Consider the following 19,121-nt stretch of genomic DNA (forward strand, 5'->3'; position numbering starts at 1 on the left):
ACAGACACTCGTTTTAGTCTGCCTACCCCGGCCCTGCAAAAAAAACGACAGCAGCCAGTTGATTAGATCCAAGGGTGAATTTTGTTGTACATGAGGTTGAGATGATCCTCTCGTCTCAGAGTAGCTACCTTCGGGCGAGATTTCATCGCAGAAACTCCAAGCTCACAATCAGCCCTTACAGTCAGGTATGTCAGTGGAACGAAATAACTTGGAGAAGGTGGATTCTGTGTAGAGGCCACAATAAACACATCGTCATTACTTAAAGCTCCAGTATGGCGGAAATGCTGTAAACAGCCATGACGATTCAACGTCACCCCAATCTCTGGCCTCCATTCACCCAAATTGCTACGACAGCATCACCACAACGGGTGACGGCCGGGGAGGGAGCACTGCTATTCAGAGAACAAGGTGGACCCTTGATTGACGCGATTAGCAGCTGGTGGGTGACCCTGCATGGCCATGCTCATCCAGTCATAGCCGAAGCAGTTGCTGATCAAGCGCGTCGACTCGAGCAGGTGATTTTTGCAGATTTCACACATGAACCTGCGGAACAATTAGCCATTCGACTCAGTGGCATTACCGGTTTGCAGCGATTGTTTTTTTCAGATAATGGTTCGACTGCTGTGGAAGTCGCTCTAAAAATTGCCTGTCAATGGTGGGCTAACCGCGGCCAGCCACGCCATCAAATAGTGGCCTTCGACGGCGCGTACCACGGTGATACTTTTGGTGCCATGGCCGTTGGCGAACGTAATCTATTTAGCGCACCATTTGAAGACAAGTTATTCCCCGTAGCGAGGGTGCCTTGGCCTAGTACCTGGTGGAATGATTCAGAGGTGAATACTAAGGAAGCAGCATCACTACAAGTGCTGGAAGCCGCGCTGGAAACGCCCACAGCAGCGGTCATCCTTGAGCCACTGTTGCAGGGGGCAGGAGGGATGACCATTGTGCGCCCAGAGTTTCTCCAGGAAGTTGAAATTCGGACCAAGACCTCTGGGGCCCTGCTTATTGCCGATGAGGTACTTACCGGGTTCGGACGCTGCGGCGATTGGTTTGCGAGTCGGCGTGCAGGAATTCGACCCGACCTAATGGCATTGTCCAAAGGACTTACTGGGGGCTGCCTACCTATGGGTGTCACCATGGCAAGTGAGGCAATTTTTGAAGCCTTCATTGGTAAGGATCCGAGTTTAACGCTATGGCATGGCCACAGCTTCACCGCTAATCCCCTGGGATGCGCCGCTGCCGTGGCTAGCATCACTCTCCTTGAAACCAACCCAGCGGCATTCCAGAACTTTGAAGCGCGGCATCGGCCCTATCTTAAACGCTTGGATCAACACCCCCGTGTCGAGCGAACGAGACTAGTTGGTACAGTTGCTGCCTTCGATTTGGTGGTGAAGGGACCTGCTGGTTATCTCAACCCAGCGGGTCCTGCAATAAAACGAATTGCTATGGAACACGGGGTTTTTCTTCGCCCTTTAGGACAAGTGATTTATCTACTACCACCGCTGTGCATCAGCGATGCACAGCTCGCCCAATGTTACGAAGCCGTCGGAACGGCTTTAGATCAAATCTAAATGCCTTTGCTTACTGAGGGGCCAGCCTGGATGGCTGCTTCTACATCTGCACGGGAAAGTCCATAAGGCAGTGAACACTGCGTCTCTTCACTATCCCCAGGCGATTGCCAAATCACTTTAAGATCGTTCTGGTCCAACAAGAGAACCGCACTCCAATCATCATATTCAAGGCGCCATCGACATGGATCGTTATCAATCCGCATGGCTCCCAACCGCTGCAGCCAGCCTTCAAGTGCGCGAAGCGAGTGTTGGTTCAGGGGTGAGTTCTCCGGCGGCAGGACGGACGACATTAAAATCGAATTGCACATTGGTAGTTTTCAAAGTCTGCTCATCCGTGAGCCAGGACGGCAACACTTGCCAATCGCGCCCTCGGATCATTGCTACGCCCAAACCGATTAGTACGCTCAGCAGAAGAGCAACACTTAAGAGCATCAAGGAAAACCATTCGCCTCCAGAAAGCGGACGACGTTGACCGACGCTGCTCCATCCATTAGAGCGCGGAAGCTCATTGGCCGCCTGTTGAGTCTTCTGACTTTGGCGAAGTATGGCATCGTAGGCATCACGACGGCCAGGATCTGCCAGGAGAGTATAAGATTCCCTAAGCTGCTGAAAAGCCTTGCTAGCCTGGGCTTCGGGTAGTTCTGTGGTATCGGGATGGAGTGTTTTACTCTTACGCCGAAATGCTTGGCGCAACGCTTCCGAATCTACCTCTGGAGCTACGCCGAGTCGTTGGTAGTGGCTAATGGGCACGTTTAGCTCGATCTTGCAACCCCATCCTAAGAAAAGTTGTTAGCGTGGCTCATGGTCGGTACCAACCCGGGAGCTGAGTGCTGGGAGGCACTGAAATGGCGGCCTTCCGCCGATCAGCTCAACCGGCTTGCTAAACTGCAGACTCTATTACGTGGGTGGAATGATAAGGTCAATCTCACGCGGCTTGTTGAAGGTAACGACTACTGGGTAAATCAAATTTTTGATAGCCTCTGGCCCTTAACGAGTGAGTTAGAGACGCCAAAGCGACCGAGAGTTTGTATCGATGTTGGAACAGGAAGTGGCTTCCCAGGACTGGCCGTTGCCATCGCTCTTCCTGGTGCGCGAATGACTTTAGTAGACTCAGTTGGCCGCAAAACGGCTGCCGTAAAAGCGATGGTTAGTAGCCTTGGTCTTACTGATCAAGTGTCGGTGCGCACTGAACGCATCGAAATAACGGGTCACGATCATTTGTGTAGAGGTATGTTCGACCTTGCCATGGCCCGAGCCGTTGCGGCGGCGCCTACAGTCGCAGAATATCTCGTCCCTCTCTTACAACCCCAGGGCGAAGCACTGATCTTCCGAGGGCAATGGTCGAAAGATGACACCTCCAAGTTTGCCAAGGTTCTCAAACCACTGAGGGCCAACCTAAAAGCGGTGCAAGTGTGTCGACTCCCTGCTGGACGTGGCATCCGTCATTTATTACGTGTTCAGCCAACGTCGCCCTGCCCATCAATCTACCCACGATCGGTGGGTACTCCAAACCGCACCCCGCTGGGCACATAAGAAACCTTTAGAAACCAATGAGTCTTGGTCCTGTATCATGTGGCCGTCCCGCTGCTTAACGCGATCCGTAAACATTGACACATCAACGTAACGTAACCGGACCGTAAACTTGGGGCATAAAGGAAACTATCTAAGGCTTAGAGGTACTCACCGATCGAAACTATTTTCGATATGCGGCTTTTTGCTAGTGATGTAAATAAATAAACCTTTGGGAAACACCTGCCACCCGTCTTGACAGGAAAAGTCTTTCCAAACCATGTTTATAGCCGCGCCGGCCTAAGCAAAAAGGGGGAGCGAGCCTCCTGCTAGTTCCGGTGTCGGGTTAGCAGTGAAGTCATTAACCTTGGGGACGTGCTTGGAGATTTTGTCGAATCAGATCTTGCTTCAATCCTTCAAGGGATTCGAAAGAAACCCAATGAATGCAGTCAACGGGGCAAGTATCAATAGCTTCTTGGATAAGTTCGGCACTGTCACCATCCTGGCGAATGGCTCGAGAACGCCCAAGACGAGGCTCAACAACAAATGTATTGGTTGCAACATGAGCACAATATCGGCAACCGATACATGCTGCCTCGTCTACCCAGACAGCTTGATCTCTGAGATGTCCACCCAACAAGGGCTCTCGACCATTGGGTTGATCGGGACTTGTGGCGGCAGCAGAAAAAGCAAGAGTTGGATCGGACAGTGTCAGGTGTCCCAGCGAGTAACTACAAGTTCAATCGAGCCATCTTGACTCCGTGATTGCTCAGTGATTTGAAAACCCTCGCTAGCAGTTGCTGACAACACAGCATTCAAGGCATAGAGCTGGGTGAGCTTACCAAGGAAGCGCTCTATTGGAATCTGTTGCCTCCAGAGATCTAAATCAGTCACCAATTCATAGGAACCAGATTGACAATTCCAACGGAAACCAAGATCACCACCCTCCTGCATTGTCACAGCTAAATCAGCCGTGACCGTCTGACCTCGATAACCACGTATGGGGCGCTGTCCTTTTTCAGGGTGGTAACCCATGTCTTTGAGAGCTTGAGCCAAAGGATCTAGCTGACGCAATTCGGTTTTAACAGTGCTGAAATGCGACATTAGTTCGGATTAGCAGAAAGGGACTGGGACTGGGACTGGGACTGGGACTGGGACTGGGTATCAGGCTGCTGAAACATATCAGCTGTGACTGCTCGACGTTCAACTGTTCCAAGAGCAGCTTCTAACCGTTCGGTGAGCTGCTGGCACGCGGGACCGGTCACACCTTCGACCCGCTCTTCCACGCGACCATCAGGCCTGATGGTGAAAAGAACCGTACGTTGAAGCATTCAACCTGCGTTAGATGGGATGTAATCTAATGGTGGTCTCGACAAGACTGTTGATTTCACAACATCAGATAATGAGGCCGTTGTCAATCAATATTTGTATACGTTCTAAAACCATTGGGTTTCCAAGCTGCTCTAACGCCGTACGCGCTTCATCTCGAACTGAAGTTTCGCCGTCGTAAAGCAGTGCCTCAATCAGAATCTCAATAATCTCGTTTTGACGAGACTCCACCAACTGGTCGATTAAGCGCCCGAGTGCCCAAATGCAGTTGCTACGAACGACTGGTTCACTATCGATTTGAAGACTCACAATTAACTGACTTGCTGCCGGATCCGCCTTATCTGGAGAGCGACTACCCGATTCAGCAAGGGAACCTGGACACCACAACCGCACTGCAGCGACATCGTTTTGCAGGGCACGAATCAGTGGATTAAGAATTGGGGCGTCGGGGTAGTTCCCTAGGCTCCAGGCCGCTGCTTTGCGAACATAGGCGTTGCTGTCTAACTGGAGGAGCTGCAGTAACGGTTCCACTGCCGGAGGCGAGGGGTTTCGTCCCAAGGCATACACAGCGCTCATTCGTTCAACCGGACAAGGGCGTTGCAACAGAGGTAGTAACAGCGGAGCTGCCCTAGGGTCTTTGTATTCACAAAATACTTGAAGCCCTTGCAAGCGCTGATTATGAGTACCGCAAAGGTCTACAAGACCCTGATCACAGATAAGAGCTATAGATGAAGACGTATCACCAGTCCTAAACTCATCTAGAGGATCGATAGTCTCCTCAGCAGCTAGCTCTCGTGCCAGCAGATCCGGATCAAGAGAGAGAGTAGCGAGCTCCAAATCTCTCAAATCCCTATGTTGGCGGCGATCGTCTACCACAGGCATCAGGCATACGGTGCGTAACTCGGCTAGACCCCTGTCTTTCGTCTAGCTCTCCTTCGCTTAGCCAGTTGGGGCAGGCGCCAGCATGTCACTTGGTAACCAAATCCTTGCGCTGACTGCGACGAGCGCCAATACAAACAGCGAAATGATGATAGCTGGCAAAAGGGTAGAGCGGAAAAAGGACAAGGTCTGATTTAGTCTCGCTGATCATTCTGCTGGCGAGTGAGTGACGAGGGCTGGCCGGTGCAGTAACAAGAAGGAAATTACCAACACACCAAGGCCAAACCAACCTGTCATTTGCTGATACAACAAGAAGCCACCTGTCCCCAACAAACCGCCAAATAGAATCCCACAGGCCAACACGAAACGCCGCAATATCGTAGAGAAAGTTTCGACTGGTTTTACGTTGAAGCGCCGACGCAGATGTGCCCAGCCTGGACCAGGTGGTTTGACTGTGCGTACAAATCGCTCGAGTACAGCTTCGGATTCCGGGGGGGTTAGCAACATCACTGTAAGCCAAACTGCGGCAGAAATCAACGTAATTACAGTCAATCTTAGGCCGTAGTCGTCGATACGGACTAGCGGAACAACGGATGTGAACAGACCAACGATGAAACCACAGAGCATAGCGGACAGTTCTGCTGCAGCATTAATCCTCCACCAAAACCAGCGCAGAACGAGTACAATACCCGACCCAGAACCAATTGCGATCACAAGACGAAATACCATTCCGACGCTGTCATTAACCAATGCAGTCGCCACACCAAGCATTAATAGCAGGAGAGTGGTGCTCTGACCCACAAGCAGTAATTCTCGAGAACCTGCTTGGGGACGAATAAAGCGCTGATAAAGATCATGCGTAAGGTAGCTAGCACCCCAGTTCACGGAGGTACTCACTGTGCTCATAAATGCAGCGACCAGAGACACCACCACTAGACCGAGACCAACTGGTGGCAACAAATCAACAGCCAGAGCAGGATAGCCAAGCTCAAAATCGGCCTGTTCCGGCAATAAAACAAGTGCAGCCAAAGCCACCACCACCCACAACCAACTGCGAATCAAATAATTAACAACAAGAAAAATCCATCCTGCTAGTCGAGCTTGTCGTTCATCATGGGTGGCAAGCATGCGTTGGACGAACTCCCCCCCTCCATCGCTACGACGAAAACTCCACCATTGCACCGCGATATAAGCCGTAAACATAGGCACGCTGACGCCAGCGTCATCGAGCCAAACAAAACCATCCTTATCCCAAGTCCAGGGAACAAGTGAAACCAGTTCAGGACGATTCAGGGCATGAAGCTGATTTAACATCAACGCCATGCCGCCCGTAGCATGAAGTGCCGCCACGGCCACAGTTAACGCTCCAAGCAAAGCGAGCATAAGATGGATAAGATCTGTCATAACTACCGCCCAGAGTCCGCCAACTGCCGTGTAGCTGACCACCATCAGGGCAACAATCACCAGCAGCCAAACCGTGTCGGACAAACCCAGCACATTCGTCCTGCCGTTCACGACGTCCAAGGCTTCCATTACCTTCCGTAAGGCGAGAAATGCATAGCCGATGCCAATGCAGTTGACAGGTAGAGCTAAAAGAAAAGCCTTAATACCGCGGAGTTTCGCTGCAGCAGCGCCACCATAACGCAACTCAGTAAATGCTGCATCAGTCAAAACGCCGCTACGACGCCAAAACGATGCAAAAACTACTGTCATAGCGACGTGCGCCAGAGCGAAGCTCCACCATTCCCAATTTCCTGCTAATCCACGATTTCCTACGAGACCCGCTACGTACAGTGGGGTATCGATCGAGAAAGTTGTAGCAGCCATCGACGCGCCAGCCAACCAACCATTCAGGTGACGGCCAGCCAAGAAATAATCGTCTTGTTCTCGATTTCGACGAGCTAGCCATAGGCCTAGCAAGAGCGTGAGCAGTAAGTACAGAATAAGAAGAAACCAATCAATTACAGCCATTCACCATCCCATTCAGCGTTTCATTAAGTTTGGACAAATCTTATAAATTAGTGCAAGTAATATCGACATCTAGAAATAAACAATCCAATAATAGCAGTTTGACTCGGTTCAATCAATTATAATATGAATCTAACAATCAACACTTCTGACAATGCAAAGCGATAGAAAATAGGGATTAACTAACTTCAGCTACATGTTGTCTACGCAATTGACCGCATGCAGCATTCTGATCAAGACCACGGCTTACTCGAAGACTAACAGCTACACCACGACGCTCAAGTACCCGTCGAAAAGCTTCAATTCTCCGAAGAGCTGGTCGTTTAAATTCTTGTTCCTCAATTGGGTTATAAGCAATGAGGTTGATATGGCTTTGGAAACCTCCAAGCCGATCCGCTAACTCAGCTGCATGTTCCGGTCGATCATTCAATTCTTTGAGGAGAATGTATTCAAAACTGACGCGACGACCAGTCATACTTAGGTAATGATGGCAATCACTGAGTAAAGCGTCATAAGGATAACTATGGGCCGTGGGGATCAATTCTTCTCTTAAACGCTGATTCGGAGCATGCAGACTTACTGCGAGGGTGAATTGAGCACGCCCGAGCTTCTTTATAGCTAATTCCGCCAACTGTGGCAAAGTTTTGGGAACACCAATGGTACTAACCGTGATTCGTCGCTGACTAATGCCAAGGTCAATGTTGAAACAGCGAATCGATTCCAATACCATTTCACTATTGAGCAATGGCTCCCCCATCCCCATAAAAACAATATGAGACGGACGCCGATCCATTGCTTCTCTCACACTTAACACCTGATCTACAATTTCGTGGGTTGCTAACGAACGCTGCAGACCGCCTTTCCCTGTAGCGCAAAAGCGACAGGCCATTGGACAGCCCACTTGACTCGAGACGCAAACTGTCAATCGCTGATTGGTGGGGATCCCAACTGTCTCGATAATCTCTCCATCGTCTGTAGCTAAAAGCAACTTGGTAGTGGCATCGGACGCCACGAATCGACGTATGCACCTTAAACGTCCAACTCGAAAATTCTGAGCGTCAAGTTCGACACGCCACTGCTTTGGCAGAACCGTAATATCAGTTAAAGATTTTACCCCTTTGTTATAAATCCAATCATAGATTTGCCGTCCACGAAAGGCATTCTGACCCTGAGCAATCGCCCAATCTTCAAGCTCAGTTGTACTGCGGCCAAGTAAAACATCCCTTACCAATTTAATAAACCATGACCAAGATTAAATTCGATGATTAACAGGGCAATAAACCCAAGCATGGCCACACGTCCATTAAGCTTCTCGGTGTGGCTGTGAAAACCGTAACGGGGCAAACGGCGCTGGGGAATTTCGGTTGGTTCGATCATGAGCATATCTATGCTTAAGTGAGTTGAAATAATGAAAAATTACTCATCAGAAAGCAAGCCCTCCTCTTGTAGACCTTCAACGGCCTCCGCATCTACTACTTGATCTTCCTTCAGCTCATTATCGATATCAGGCCGCGTAAACGCGGCACTATTACTACTGGCTAATGGATCAATGTTATGGCGGGTCCTAGTGGCTTTTAAATCAGCATCGCTGGGATCATCGAGAAGTGCACTTGCACTTGCCGCAGGTGGCATATCTACTGTGTAGTCCGGGCGCAGATTTTGCATTCGTCGATAACCTGCAGGATCTTCCGACAGAATGTCAGGGTGAGGACCAGCTTCCTTTTGTAGTTCCTCGACGAAACCACTGAAACCTGTACCCGCGGGAATTAGACGACCGATAATGACGTTTTCCTTAAGACCGCGCAGCCAATCGCTTTTCCCCTCGATGGCAGCTTCTGTAAGAACACGGGTTGTTTCCTGGAAGGATGCAGCAGAAATAAAGCTATCGGTATTGAGTGAGGCCTTGGTAATTCCCAGTAGTACCGGAGTAAATTCGGCTGGGGCTCCGCCAGTAATAGCCATGGCCTGGTTTGTATCTTCCACCTGTCTCAACTCAATCAACTCGCCGGGAAGAAGAGTTGTGTCACCAGCATCCTCAACACGAACCTTGCTGGTCATCTGACGCACAATTACCTCAATATGTTTATCGTCAATTGAAACACCCTGAGACTTGTAAACATTTTGAACTTCTGTCACAAGGCAGTCTTGTAAACACGCAATTGCTCCTTGCGCTGCATCCATTAAAGGTTTACGGCTGCGGATGTCTTCAAAGAAACATTCCAAAAGCTCATGAGGATTGATTGGGCCATCAGTCAATAGTTCGCCAGCAGCTACTTGTTGACCATCATTAACTATCACATTACGACTAAGAAGAATTGGATATTCGCTGATCGCGCCGTCCGATTCAATCACGTTAACAGAGAGAGAATCATCGTCCTCTCCATGTTTTACCTCAATCATTCCAGGCTTTTTACAAAGAATGGCCGAATCCCGGGGGCGACGAGCTTCCAACAACTCCTCAATCCTTGGGAGACCCTGGACGATATCTCCCGTCTTTTGACGTTCAAAAACCAAAAGGGCTAATCCATCCCCACGCTGCACTAAATCACCGTCACGAACATGAAGTAAAGAGTCGGGCGATACCATGTAGGGACGACCAAGGCGCAGAGTGACACTATTGCCATCCACAGCTTCGACTTCACCACAATGAGTAGACGGCTGTGCGCTAGCCAATAAATCACCATCAACAATACGATCGCCAATATTGACCGAAGGTGTGATAGAGGTGGAGATCGTGGCAGTATCTTCTGGACGCTTAACAATTATGCGGCGAACAGGTTCGGTCTCCGTAGTTTTGGGCAACTGAACAATACCCTCTTGTTTACAAAGAATCTGGGTGGTTGCAACAATGTCACCCGCTTTCATTAAAGCGCCGTCCTCTACCTGAAGTTCGGTGTGAGTTGAACCATGGCTTGAGTCCGACATAGTGTCTCGGCGCACCAAAATTGATTCGAGGATCACGAGACGGAGACGAGAAATAGTTTTTGCCCGCTTATCGGCAGCCTTTTCTACGTCCACAGTCATCTGCGGCGTAGTATTGAAGGTCTCGAGTAATAATTGAATCTTGAGGAGCTCCACACCCTCAACAGATTTGATTAGTTCATTATCTTTAAAGGCCAAACGCTGGGTAGCTTTAATGCCTAAGTGAGGGCCGTTAGCCTGCTTCACATGAGATAAATCAGGGAGCTGAGCTTCGTTAGGGATGATGTATTCCTCGATTGGACGCAAGAGGAAGCCCCTCCCTTCCGGCGTTTCAACAGTTTGAACATATTTCACCGTATCAACGGAAATTCCCTCAGTTATTTCTTCTCCAGGACTGACTATCTGACCATCACCTTCAAAGCGTTCAAGTAACTTGTTATCGCTGCTTAGATGAAAGTCACCACCACGGACAATAATCTCACGCAGAATGTCGTTCTTTTGGGTAACAGTAACGATACCGGCAGTTTGGCTGAAAATGTCTTTAACTACCTCCGTTCCAGCTTCAATCCATTGACCATCGGTAATCATCAGAAGAGAGATATCTTTGTTGATCTCATGGGTTTCCTGAGGGATCCAAAGTAACGTACCTCCTTTATTGACCTCATATCCGTTCTTCGCAGAACGAGCTTTTTTGACACTCAAACCAGGGGCAAATTTGACGAGCCCGCCGGTGTTAGTACGGAAGCGATCGTCAGCAAGCTCGGCAATTACTTCACCGCTACCAATCTTGCTGCCAGGAATCGTATTGAGACGATAACGGGTGCCATCCTTTGCCTCAAGATTCCAAAGTTCACCAGAATGTGTAGACTCCTCCAGCAACTTGAAGTCTTTGAGAGTCATTGCTGTTGTAACGACCTGAACCTCTCGAGAGTCACCAATAGAATCGCGAAGACGAACATCGCCGCCAAACTCACTGCGCTGGCTAGCTTCAGCAAGAACTTGACCTTCTGTAACTTTTGATTTTCCACTAACTACCGGAAGAGCATTGGGAGGTAAGTTGTAAACGTCACCCGCTAACACCCACATCCGGCCTAATCGCTGAGCTTTAAGCGTAATGTTCCCTTGACGGTCAGTAACTTCTCGTGGCTGAATCTTGTCCTCATAACGAACCTGACCTGCCAAATCACATATCACGTCTTTGGTGGCTTTCTCAACGTTCTTTTTCACTGCACCAGCAGCGATCTGTGCAACAGTGACATCAGACTGAATGGTTTGACCGTTATCAACAAATAGCAAAGAACCCGTCGTAATCTCAATTCTTTGCAGGCGAACATTACCCGAGGAAGGTTTGATCGTAAGTATGAAATCAACTTCAGCTTGTTGGGCCTCAACACCATGAGGAGTCCTATAAGAACGGACACGAGCTCCAATTCCAAATTCAACGTCACCGGCAACCTTGGAACGGACTACACCACTCTCCGCAGTTGACACACCACCGGTGTGGAATGTCCGCATCGTGAGCTGGGTTCCAGGCTCGCCAATTGACTGGGCAGCGATGATACCAACGGCCTCCCCAAGATCAACCAATTCGTTGTGAGCTAGTGCCCAGCCATAACACTTACGACATACTGAGCGGCTGGCTTCGCACGTAAGCGGCGAGCGGATACTAATCTCCGTAATGCCCGCCTCTTCAATTATTTTTGAAAGGGCTGGATCAATTTCGGTGTCGCGTTCAGCAAGAACTTTACCTTCAGGACTTAGCACCTGCGTTGCAGTTAAGCGCCCCACAAGGCGATTCCCGAACCTACTATCCTCTGCTTCAACAACGATGTGTCGTTTGGTGCCACAGTCATCCTCTCGGACAATCACATCCTGAGCAACATCTACCAAGCGACGGGTGAGATAGCCGGAGTCGGCGGTTCGCAGAGCGGTGTCTACTAAACCTTTACGGGCTCCGTAAGAGGAAATCACATACTCGGTGACTGTAAGTCCTTCACGGAAATTTGTACGGATTGGCAAGTCAATAATCTCGCCCTGCGGATTGGCCATAAGACCACGCATGCCGACTAACTGACGCACTTGGGACATGTTGCCGCGAGCCCCAGAATTAGCCATCATCCATACTGAATTAAGCGGTGCGTTCTCATCAAAGTTCTTCTTAACTGCGTTAACAAGACGCTCATTAGTCTCTGTCCAAGTATCAATTACTTTAGTGTGACGCTCCACCTCAGTGATTTCACCCAACCTATAACGCTCTTCTGTGGCAGTGATCTGCTCCTCTGCTTGACCCAGAAGATCTTTTTTAGCCTTAGGAACCTTTAAGTCATCAACTGAAATAGAGACGGCCGCTTGAGTTGCATACTTGAACCCAAGATCCTTCAAGTTATCTGCCATTGAGGAAGTTACGGCAGTACCATAATTTTTAAAAGACCAAGCTACTAGATTTTTTAGAGCTTTTTTGTCAACAATATGGTTTCGAAACGGCGGTCGAGTTTTTGAAAGAGGCTTTGCAACAAGCCTTCCAGAGACTACTTTGGCAACTTTGGAAGATTTACGTGTTCTAGATGGGGTCATGGCTGCGCGCGGATTAGATTAACGGTGAGGACAAGAATTCAAGCGGCGGCCACCGCATCCATGATGGTGTGGTTCATAACTACACGGCCGACAGTGGTGAGGATGTAACGGCTAATTAAAGCTTCGTCATCATCAAATCGGTCGCGACGATAGCTCCACTGCTCAACCCGCGTTCCATCGCTTAAAGCCTCGACTTTAAGCGGTTCCTGGAGTTCTTCCTCATCTTCAACTTCGCCATTAAAGCGAACCCAAACCCAATCGTGAAGGCCAACACGGGTATCCTCAAACGCGTGAATCACATCCTCAAGGCCTGCAAAGGTTGCACTGCGATCACCAAAGTCCGGCTGGTTGGCACCAGGCTGTAAAGCCGTAAGATAATAGGAGCCAAGCACCATGTCCTGAGACGGAGTGATAATTGGTTCGCCTGTCGCTGGAGACAGAATATTGTTGCTAGCCAACATCAACATGCGTGCCTCAGTCTGAGCCTCAATGGCGAGTGGTACGTGAACAGCCATTTGATCACCATCGAAATCGGCATTAAAAGCTGGACAGACCAGGGGATGAAGCTGGATTGCACGACCATCTACCAATTTTGGTTCGAAGGCTTGAATACCGAGACGGTGCAAAGTCGGAGCACGATTCAACATAATCGGATGACCTTCAATCACTTCTTGCAGAACCTGCATCACTTCATCGTCAGCGCGTTGAATCAGCTTTTTTGCTGCTTTAATGTTATTAACAATGTTTTGACGAATCAAACGGTGAATTACAAACGGCTGGAATAACTCAATTGCCATCTCCTTCGGCAAACCACATTGATGCATCTTCAATTTGGGACCAACTACAATTACAGAGCGACCTGAATAATCAACTCGTTTACCAAGAAGGTTTTGCCGAAAACGCCCCTGCTTACCCTCGATGATATCACTCAATGATTTCAATGGTCGACTATTTGCACCAACTACTGTCCGACCGCGGCGACCATTGTCGATAAGAGCATCGACGGCCTCCTGAAGCATTCGCTTTTCATTACGAACAATGATTTCAGGAGCTAATATCTCCTGTAATCGCGCCAAGCGGTTATTTCGGTTGATCACTCGGCGGTATAAATCGTTGAGGTCGGAGGTGGCAAAGCGACCGCCATCTAGTTGAACCATCGGACGTAAATCCGGTGGAATTACTGGAATTACGGAGAGCACCATCCAATCAGGATGGGCACCGGTAGCAACAAAATTATCGATCACGCGAAGCCGTTTGATCAGTTTGGCGCGCTTCTGTCCTCTACTACCATTAATCTCCTCTCGTAACTGCTCGGCCACTTCATCGAGGTTGAGATCCTCTAGTAACCGCTTTAGCGCTTCAGCACCGATACCAACTGTAGGCTCGTTGTGAATTTCAGACTCTTCTGCATAAATCTCGTCCTCGATTTCCAACCACTCATCTTCTGTAAGCAGCTGCTTGTATTTTAGCCCTTTATGATCACCAATATCAAGTACAACGTAGCAGTTGAAGTAAACAATTTGCTCAACATCGCGAAGCGGCATATCTAGAAGGATAGCCACATAGCTCGGAATACCCTTGAGATACCAGACGTGGGAGACAGGAGCAGCGAGCTTAATAAAGCCCATGCGATGACGCCGGACCCTACTTTCAGTAACATCGACCCCGCAGCGCTCACAAACGATACCACGATAGCGAACTCTCTTGTACTTGCCACAGTGGCACTCCCAATCCTTGGAAGGACCAAAAATCTTTTCGCAAAACAACCCGTCCATCTCAGGTTTGAGTGTGCGGTAGTTGATGGTCTCAGGTTTAGTAACTTCACCCACAACCTGACCGTTAGGCAAGGTGCGCTGGCCCCATTCCATGATTCTTTCGGGAGAGGCAAGTGTAATCTTGACGTAGTCGAAGTGATTCTCAGTGCGAAGGTTGCTGTTGGTCATTGACGATTAAGGGAAAAGCGCGTTGTCGGTTCGTTCGTTAGATCCGTTAGTCTTCGTCATAATCTGCGACTCCGAGGGATTCATAGGTCGGACGGTTTGGCGTGCTGCGGCGTGGATTCACATCCTGCATCAAATCCACCTCCTTGCCCTCATCGGTGTAAACTGCGATATCCAAGCCGAGGGATTGAAGCTCGCGCATAAGTACTTTAAAAGACTCGGGTGTTCCAGGACGGGGAATAGGCTTGCCCTTCACGATCGCATTTAGAGCCTCGTTACGGCCCTGCATGTCATCGGACTTGACCGTCAGTAATTCTTGAAGAGTGTAGGCGGCGCCATAAGCTTCAAGAGCCCAAACCTCCATTTCTCCTAAGCGCTGACCACCCTGTTGCGCCTTGCCACCTAAAGGCTGCTGAGTCACTAAGGAGTAAGGACCCGTAGACCGAGCATGGATCTTGTCGTCAACCAGGTGCACCAGTTTCAAGAAGTGAGAATAACCAACGGCAACCGGTTGATCGAAAGGAAGACCCGTCCGACCATCTCGTAGCACGAGCTTTCCAGGATTCTCTGGGTTGTAGACCCAATCCATGCCGGGAAGTTTTGCTGCTTCTTTGAGAAATGTTTCTACAGTTTGTTGAGACTTTTCAGCGCCATGCATCTCATCGAATGGTACTACCTTAACGCGGCAGTCAAGATTAGAAGCAGCCCAACCCATCAATAACTCAAACACCTGTCCGACATTCATTCGACTTGGCACACCCAAAGGATTGAGCACAATGTCAACCGGGGTGCCGTCAGGAAGATAGGGCATATCCTCACGAGGAAGAATGCGACTGATGATCCCCTTATTGCCATGGCGTCCGGCCATTTTATCGCCAACCTGAATTTTGCGGCGCTGTGCTACGTAAACACGAACGACCATGTTTGCACCAGGCGGTAACTCATCGCCCTGTTCACGAGTGTAAATACGAACATCAACAACGCGACCACGTTCAGTTCCAGGAACGCGAAGCGAGTTATCGCGAACATCACGTGCTTTCTCACCAAAAATTGCGCGCAGCAACTTTTCCTCTGGAGGCTGATCTGATTCACCCTTAGGAGTAACCTTACCCACTAAAATATCACCGCTCTCGACAAAAGCACCGACACGAATAATCCCCATTTCGTCGAGATTACCAAGACTTTCTTCGGCTACATTTGGAATCTCGCCGGTAATTTCTTCAGGACCAAGCTTGGTTTGACGAGCCTCAATTTCATACTTCTCAATATGAACCGAAGTGTAGAGGTCGTCTATAACAAGGCGCTCACTTACCAATAAAGCATCTTCATAATTATAACCCTCCCAGGGCATATAGGCGATTAGGACATTCTGTCCTAGGGCAATCTCGCCACCTTCACAGGCCGAGCCGTCAGCTAAAACCTGTCCAACGATAACAGCATCACCTCGACGGACGATTGGGCGCTGGTTAAGGCACGTGTCCTGGTTGGATCGCTGGTACTTCTGCAAGAAATGGGTATGCTCTTCACCATTTTCATCGAGAACAACAATGGCATTGGCATCCACAAAAGCAACAGTGCCATTAACTCGAGAAATTGGAACCATTCCGGAATCTCTCGCTACCTGAGTTTCAAGACCAGTTCCCACGAGAGCTCTCTCAGGCCGTAGAAGTGGAACGGCTTGCCTTTGCATATTGGATCCCATCAGAGCGCGGTTGGCGTCATCGTGCTCAAGGAAGGGAATTAATGACGTGGCAACCGAAATAACCTGCACCGGTGATAGGGCCACATAATCCACCTGCTCAGGCGGGACCTTTTCAAAATCCTGGCGGTAGCGAACAGGAATCAGATCGGCCTTTATCTGTCCATTGTCTTCGGTGGCGACGTCACCAGGAGCAACACGCACCTCATCCTCTTGATCAGCAGAGAGGTAGATGGGATCACCAGCCTTGATGACGAAACCATTCTCGACTCTCCAGAAAGGAGTTTCAATGAACCCATACTCGTTGACGCGAGCATGGGTCGCTAGAGAATTTATCAAGCCAGCATTAGGTCCTTCCGGCGTCTCAATCGGACAGAGCCGGCCGTAGTGGGAGGGATGAATATCCCGGACAGCGAACCCTGCCCGTTCGCGCGTCAAACCGCCAGGGCCAAGAGCAGAAATACGGCGCTTATGGGTGAGCTCGGCGAGGGGATTTGTTTGATCCATGAATTGGCTCAGCTGGCTAGAGCCAAAAAACTCTTTAATTGCTGCTACCAAAGGCTTAGGGTTCACCAGCTGGGCTGGAGTGAGCGAGTCAGTCTCTCCAACTGTCATCCGCTCTTTAATAATTCTCTCGAGACGGTTAAGTCCCACACGTACCTGATTCTGTAGCAATTCACCAACAGAGCGGACACGACGATTACCAAGGTGGTCAATATCATCAAGGCTTACGCCACCGACATCCAGTTCCAGATTAATCAGATAGTCGAGTGTGGAGAGAACATCTTCATGGGTAAGGGTACGCACTGCGTCGGGAATAGTGAGGCGCAGCTTTTTGTTGATCTTGTAACGACCAACCCGACCTAGGTCGTAGCGCTTGGCATCAAAGAAACGAGTCTGCAGCAACTGTTGACCTCCGCTCACCGAAGGCGGTTCACCAGGACGAAGTTTTTTGTAGAGCTCAAGAAGAGCCTGATCCTCCGAGTTGATGCCTTCATCATTTGCGGCATCGATCGAGTGTTTATAAAATTCCGGGTGGCGAAGCTTATCCAATACATCATTGTCAGAAAGACCCATGGCACGCATGAGCACATGAGCGTTGATTTTGCGTGTCTTGTCGACACGAACATGCAGTAGGTCATTCTTATCTGTTTCAAACTTTAACCAAGCGCCACGATTGGGAATGACGCTGGCGTTGTAAGTACGACGGCCATTCTTGTCCATTTCATCTTTGAAATAAACTCCTGGACTACGCACGATCTGGTTAACGATTACGCGTTCAGCGCCATTAATGATGAATGTTCCACGCTCAGTCATTAATGGCAATTCGCCAATGAAGACCTCTTGCTCTTTGATCTCACCGGTTTCCTTATTAACCAAGCGACATGTCACGTACATCTGTGATGCGAATGTTGCATCTCGGCGCTTAGCTTCCTCCACGTCATGGCGAGGGCGCTTGAGTCGGTACTCACTACCAACGAAATGCAGTTCTAACTTGCTGGTGTAGTCGGTAATCGGGGAGAAGCTCTCAAGCTCTTCAATCAGGCCCTTATCTAAAAACCATTTGAAGCCGGCCCGCTGAACTTCCACCAGGTCTGGGAGGTATGTGGCGGTCTTGGCAACCTGAATCGCGCTGCTGCTCATGCGGGGACCGACAGGAAGGATGAAGGAACGAGGATCTGGACAAGATACCGAAGTGCAGATCAAGCAAAGCGATTAGAGCACTAAGACGGTGGTAGAACTAGCTCCCAATTAAGAGATCCAACAACACCACTGTTGAGCTCAGAAATTGCTGGGCAGATCAGCTGACGATGACAAATGCACCGGACGGGAACGGATGCTTTGGGTTCCACAGATACGGGAGCACCGGATCTATGGCCAGTCCAATGTGGCATCTTACATAACGCCTAACCTTTGCCTTGGACTAGTTAGGAAATCAAGGCAGCTTGAAAAGACGGCGAGCATTGGCTGTCGTAACAGCAGCGACTTGGTTTACATCAACGCTGCGCAAGTCGGCAATCCGAGCCGCCACCGAAGCCACAAACGCTGGCTCGTTGCGTTTGCCACGCCTAGGCACCGGAGCCAAAAAAGGGCAGTCTGTCTCCACTAGGAAGCGATTTTCAGGTACCCTTTGAGCACAGGCGTGAGTCGCCAACGCTTTAGGGAATGTGACGGTGCCGCTAAAGCTAATGTAGAGGCCCAGGCTTAGGAAGCCTTCCATTTCCTCGGGTATTCCTCCCCAACAGTGTACAACCCCGGTTGGGCATCGGCCCTCAGATTTGCGGGCATTAAGTTCATTCAACATCGGCTCAGCAGCATCCCGACAATGGATAATTACCGGGAGATCGAGTTCGAAGGCTAGATCTAGCTGTGGACGCAGCACTGCCAACTGGTCTTCCAAATTTTTGTCTCGGAACAAATCCAGCCCAAGCTCTCCAATCGCCACAACCCGGTCATCGTCTAGTACGGCCCGACGCAAAACCTCAAGCGTATCTAAGCCCCAGTGTTCTGTACCGAGAGGGTGAACTCCAACGGAATAACGCATCTCTGGAAACTGATCGGCAAGTGAGCGGATCGCAGGAATCTCAGATGGTTTCACACAGGAATGAAGAAGGGCTTTCACTCCGGCATCTCGCCAGCGCGAGGCTACATCATTTAAATCCTCCTCAAATGCTTGGAAAACAATGTGGCAGTGACTATCGATCAGCGCCGAAACAGACGACACGGTAA

At 49.6% G+C, this 19,121-nt stretch carries 18 protein-coding genes; 2 read left to right on the plus strand and 16 right to left on the minus strand.

Annotated elements, in window-relative coordinates:
* Nucleotides 1–62: 62 nt before the first annotated feature.
* Nucleotides 63–314 carry a hypothetical protein gene (locus tag ABWV55_RS08160; protein WP_353291578.1) on the minus strand — a complete coding sequence of 84 codons (252 nt, stop codon included), beginning with the start codon at nucleotides 312–314 and terminating at the stop codon, nucleotides 63–65.
* On the opposite strand from ABWV55_RS08160, the gene bioA reads away from it, so the two are divergent.
* Nucleotides 297–1,571 (plus strand): adenosylmethionine--8-amino-7-oxononanoate transaminase, encoded by a 1,275-nt coding sequence (gene bioA, locus ABWV55_RS08165; protein WP_353291579.1) that lies wholly within the window; start codon nucleotides 297–299, stop codon nucleotides 1,569–1,571. The two genes, ABWV55_RS08160 and bioA, sit on opposite strands and share 18 nt — an antisense overlap.
* Here bioA and ABWV55_RS08170 read toward each other — a convergent pair.
* Together ABWV55_RS08170 and ABWV55_RS08175 are read right to left on the minus strand one after the other, a co-directional pair.
* Nucleotides 1,568–1,861 (minus strand): DUF3143 domain-containing protein, encoded by a 294-nt coding sequence (locus ABWV55_RS08170; protein ID WP_353291580.1) that lies wholly within the window; start codon nucleotides 1,859–1,861, stop codon nucleotides 1,568–1,570. The genes bioA and ABWV55_RS08170 overlap by 4 nt on opposite strands.
* Nucleotides 1,800–2,321 carry a J domain-containing protein gene (locus ABWV55_RS08175; protein ID WP_353291581.1) on the minus strand — a complete coding sequence of 174 codons (522 nt, stop codon included), beginning with the start codon at nucleotides 2,319–2,321 and terminating at the stop codon, nucleotides 1,800–1,802. Before ABWV55_RS08175 ends, ABWV55_RS08170 begins: the two co-directional genes overlap by 62 nt.
* A 51-nt stretch (nucleotides 2,322–2,372) precedes the next feature.
* On the opposite strand from ABWV55_RS08175, the gene ABWV55_RS08180 reads away from it, so the two are divergent.
* The gene (locus ABWV55_RS08180; RefSeq protein WP_353291582.1) at nucleotides 2,373–3,104 is read left to right on the plus strand and encodes a 16S rRNA (guanine(527)-N(7))-methyltransferase RsmG; all 732 of its coding nucleotides are present in this window, start codon (nucleotides 2,373–2,375) and stop codon (nucleotides 3,102–3,104) included.
* Nucleotides 3,105–3,441: 337 nt separating this feature from the next.
* On the opposite strand, the gene ABWV55_RS08185 is transcribed toward ABWV55_RS08180, so the two are convergent.
* The 13 genes from ABWV55_RS08185 to ABWV55_RS08245 all read right to left on the minus strand — a co-directional run bounded on the left by ABWV55_RS08185 (nucleotide 3,442) and on the right by ABWV55_RS08245 (nucleotide 19,116).
* Entirely contained in the window at nucleotides 3,442–3,789 is a 348-nt protein-coding gene (locus ABWV55_RS08185) for a ferredoxin (RefSeq protein WP_353292707.1), read from the minus strand.
* A gap of 2 nt (nucleotides 3,790–3,791) precedes the next feature.
* On the minus strand, nucleotides 3,792–4,184 hold the full coding sequence (locus ABWV55_RS08190) for a DUF1257 domain-containing protein (RefSeq protein ID WP_353291583.1): 393 nt from the start codon (nucleotides 4,182–4,184) through the stop codon (nucleotides 3,792–3,794).
* Nucleotides 4,184–4,411: a DUF2997 domain-containing protein gene (locus tag ABWV55_RS08195; protein ID WP_353291584.1), complete on the minus strand. Its 228-nt coding sequence runs from the start codon at nucleotides 4,409–4,411 to the stop codon at nucleotides 4,184–4,186. Before ABWV55_RS08195 ends, ABWV55_RS08190 begins: the two co-directional genes overlap by 1 nt.
* Nucleotides 4,412–4,475: 64 nt before the next feature.
* Nucleotides 4,476–5,291 (minus strand): HEAT repeat domain-containing protein, encoded by an 816-nt coding sequence (locus ABWV55_RS08200; protein ID WP_353291585.1) that lies wholly within the window; start codon nucleotides 5,289–5,291, stop codon nucleotides 4,476–4,478.
* A gap of 85 nt (nucleotides 5,292–5,376) precedes the next feature.
* On the minus strand, nucleotides 5,377–5,499 hold the full coding sequence (locus ABWV55_RS08205; protein WP_353292808.1) for a hypothetical protein: 123 nt from the start codon (nucleotides 5,497–5,499) through the stop codon (nucleotides 5,377–5,379).
* Complete coding sequence (locus tag ABWV55_RS08210) at nucleotides 5,496–7,259, minus strand: sodium:solute symporter family protein (protein ID WP_353291586.1); 1,764 nt, start codon at nucleotides 7,257–7,259, stop codon at nucleotides 5,496–5,498. Before ABWV55_RS08210 ends, ABWV55_RS08205 begins: the two co-directional genes overlap by 4 nt.
* 175 nt (nucleotides 7,260–7,434) lie before the next feature.
* Entirely contained in the window at nucleotides 7,435–8,487 is a 1,053-nt protein-coding gene (gene rlmN, locus ABWV55_RS08215) for a 23S rRNA (adenine(2503)-C(2))-methyltransferase RlmN (protein ID WP_353291587.1), read from the minus strand.
* The gene (locus ABWV55_RS08220; RefSeq protein WP_353291588.1) at nucleotides 8,481–8,633 is read right to left on the minus strand and encodes a high light inducible protein; all 153 of its coding nucleotides are present in this window, start codon (nucleotides 8,631–8,633) and stop codon (nucleotides 8,481–8,483) included. The genes rlmN and ABWV55_RS08220 overlap by 7 nt, the downstream gene beginning before the upstream one ends.
* Before the next feature lie 39 nt (nucleotides 8,634–8,672).
* A complete protein-coding gene (locus ABWV55_RS08225) occupies nucleotides 8,673–12,752 on the minus strand; it encodes a DNA-directed RNA polymerase subunit beta' (RefSeq protein WP_353291589.1) in 4,080 nt (1,359 codons plus the stop codon).
* A gap of 38 nt (nucleotides 12,753–12,790) precedes the next feature.
* Entirely contained in the window at nucleotides 12,791–14,695 is a 1,905-nt protein-coding gene (locus tag ABWV55_RS08230; protein WP_353291590.1) for a DNA-directed RNA polymerase subunit gamma, read from the minus strand.
* 46 nt (nucleotides 14,696–14,741) lie between these two features.
* Nucleotides 14,742–18,035 carry a DNA-directed RNA polymerase subunit beta gene (gene rpoB, locus ABWV55_RS08235; protein ID WP_353292708.1) on the minus strand — a complete coding sequence of 1,098 codons (3,294 nt, stop codon included), beginning with the start codon at nucleotides 18,033–18,035 and terminating at the stop codon, nucleotides 14,742–14,744.
* 80 nt (nucleotides 18,036–18,115) lie between these two features.
* Entirely contained in the window at nucleotides 18,116–18,286 is a 171-nt protein-coding gene (locus ABWV55_RS08240; protein WP_353291591.1) for a hypothetical protein, read from the minus strand.
* Nucleotides 18,287–18,327: 41 nt separating this feature from the next.
* Nucleotides 18,328–19,116, minus strand: coding sequence for a TatD family hydrolase (locus ABWV55_RS08245; RefSeq protein ID WP_353292709.1), 789 nt, complete (start codon nucleotides 19,114–19,116; stop codon nucleotides 18,328–18,330).
* Between the last annotated feature and the right edge of the window lie 5 nt (nucleotides 19,117–19,121).

Origin of the sequence: Synechococcus sp. M16CYN (assembly GCF_040371545.1) — a bacterium.
Classification (GTDB): Bacteria; Cyanobacteriota; Cyanobacteriia; order PCC-6307; family Cyanobiaceae; genus Parasynechococcus.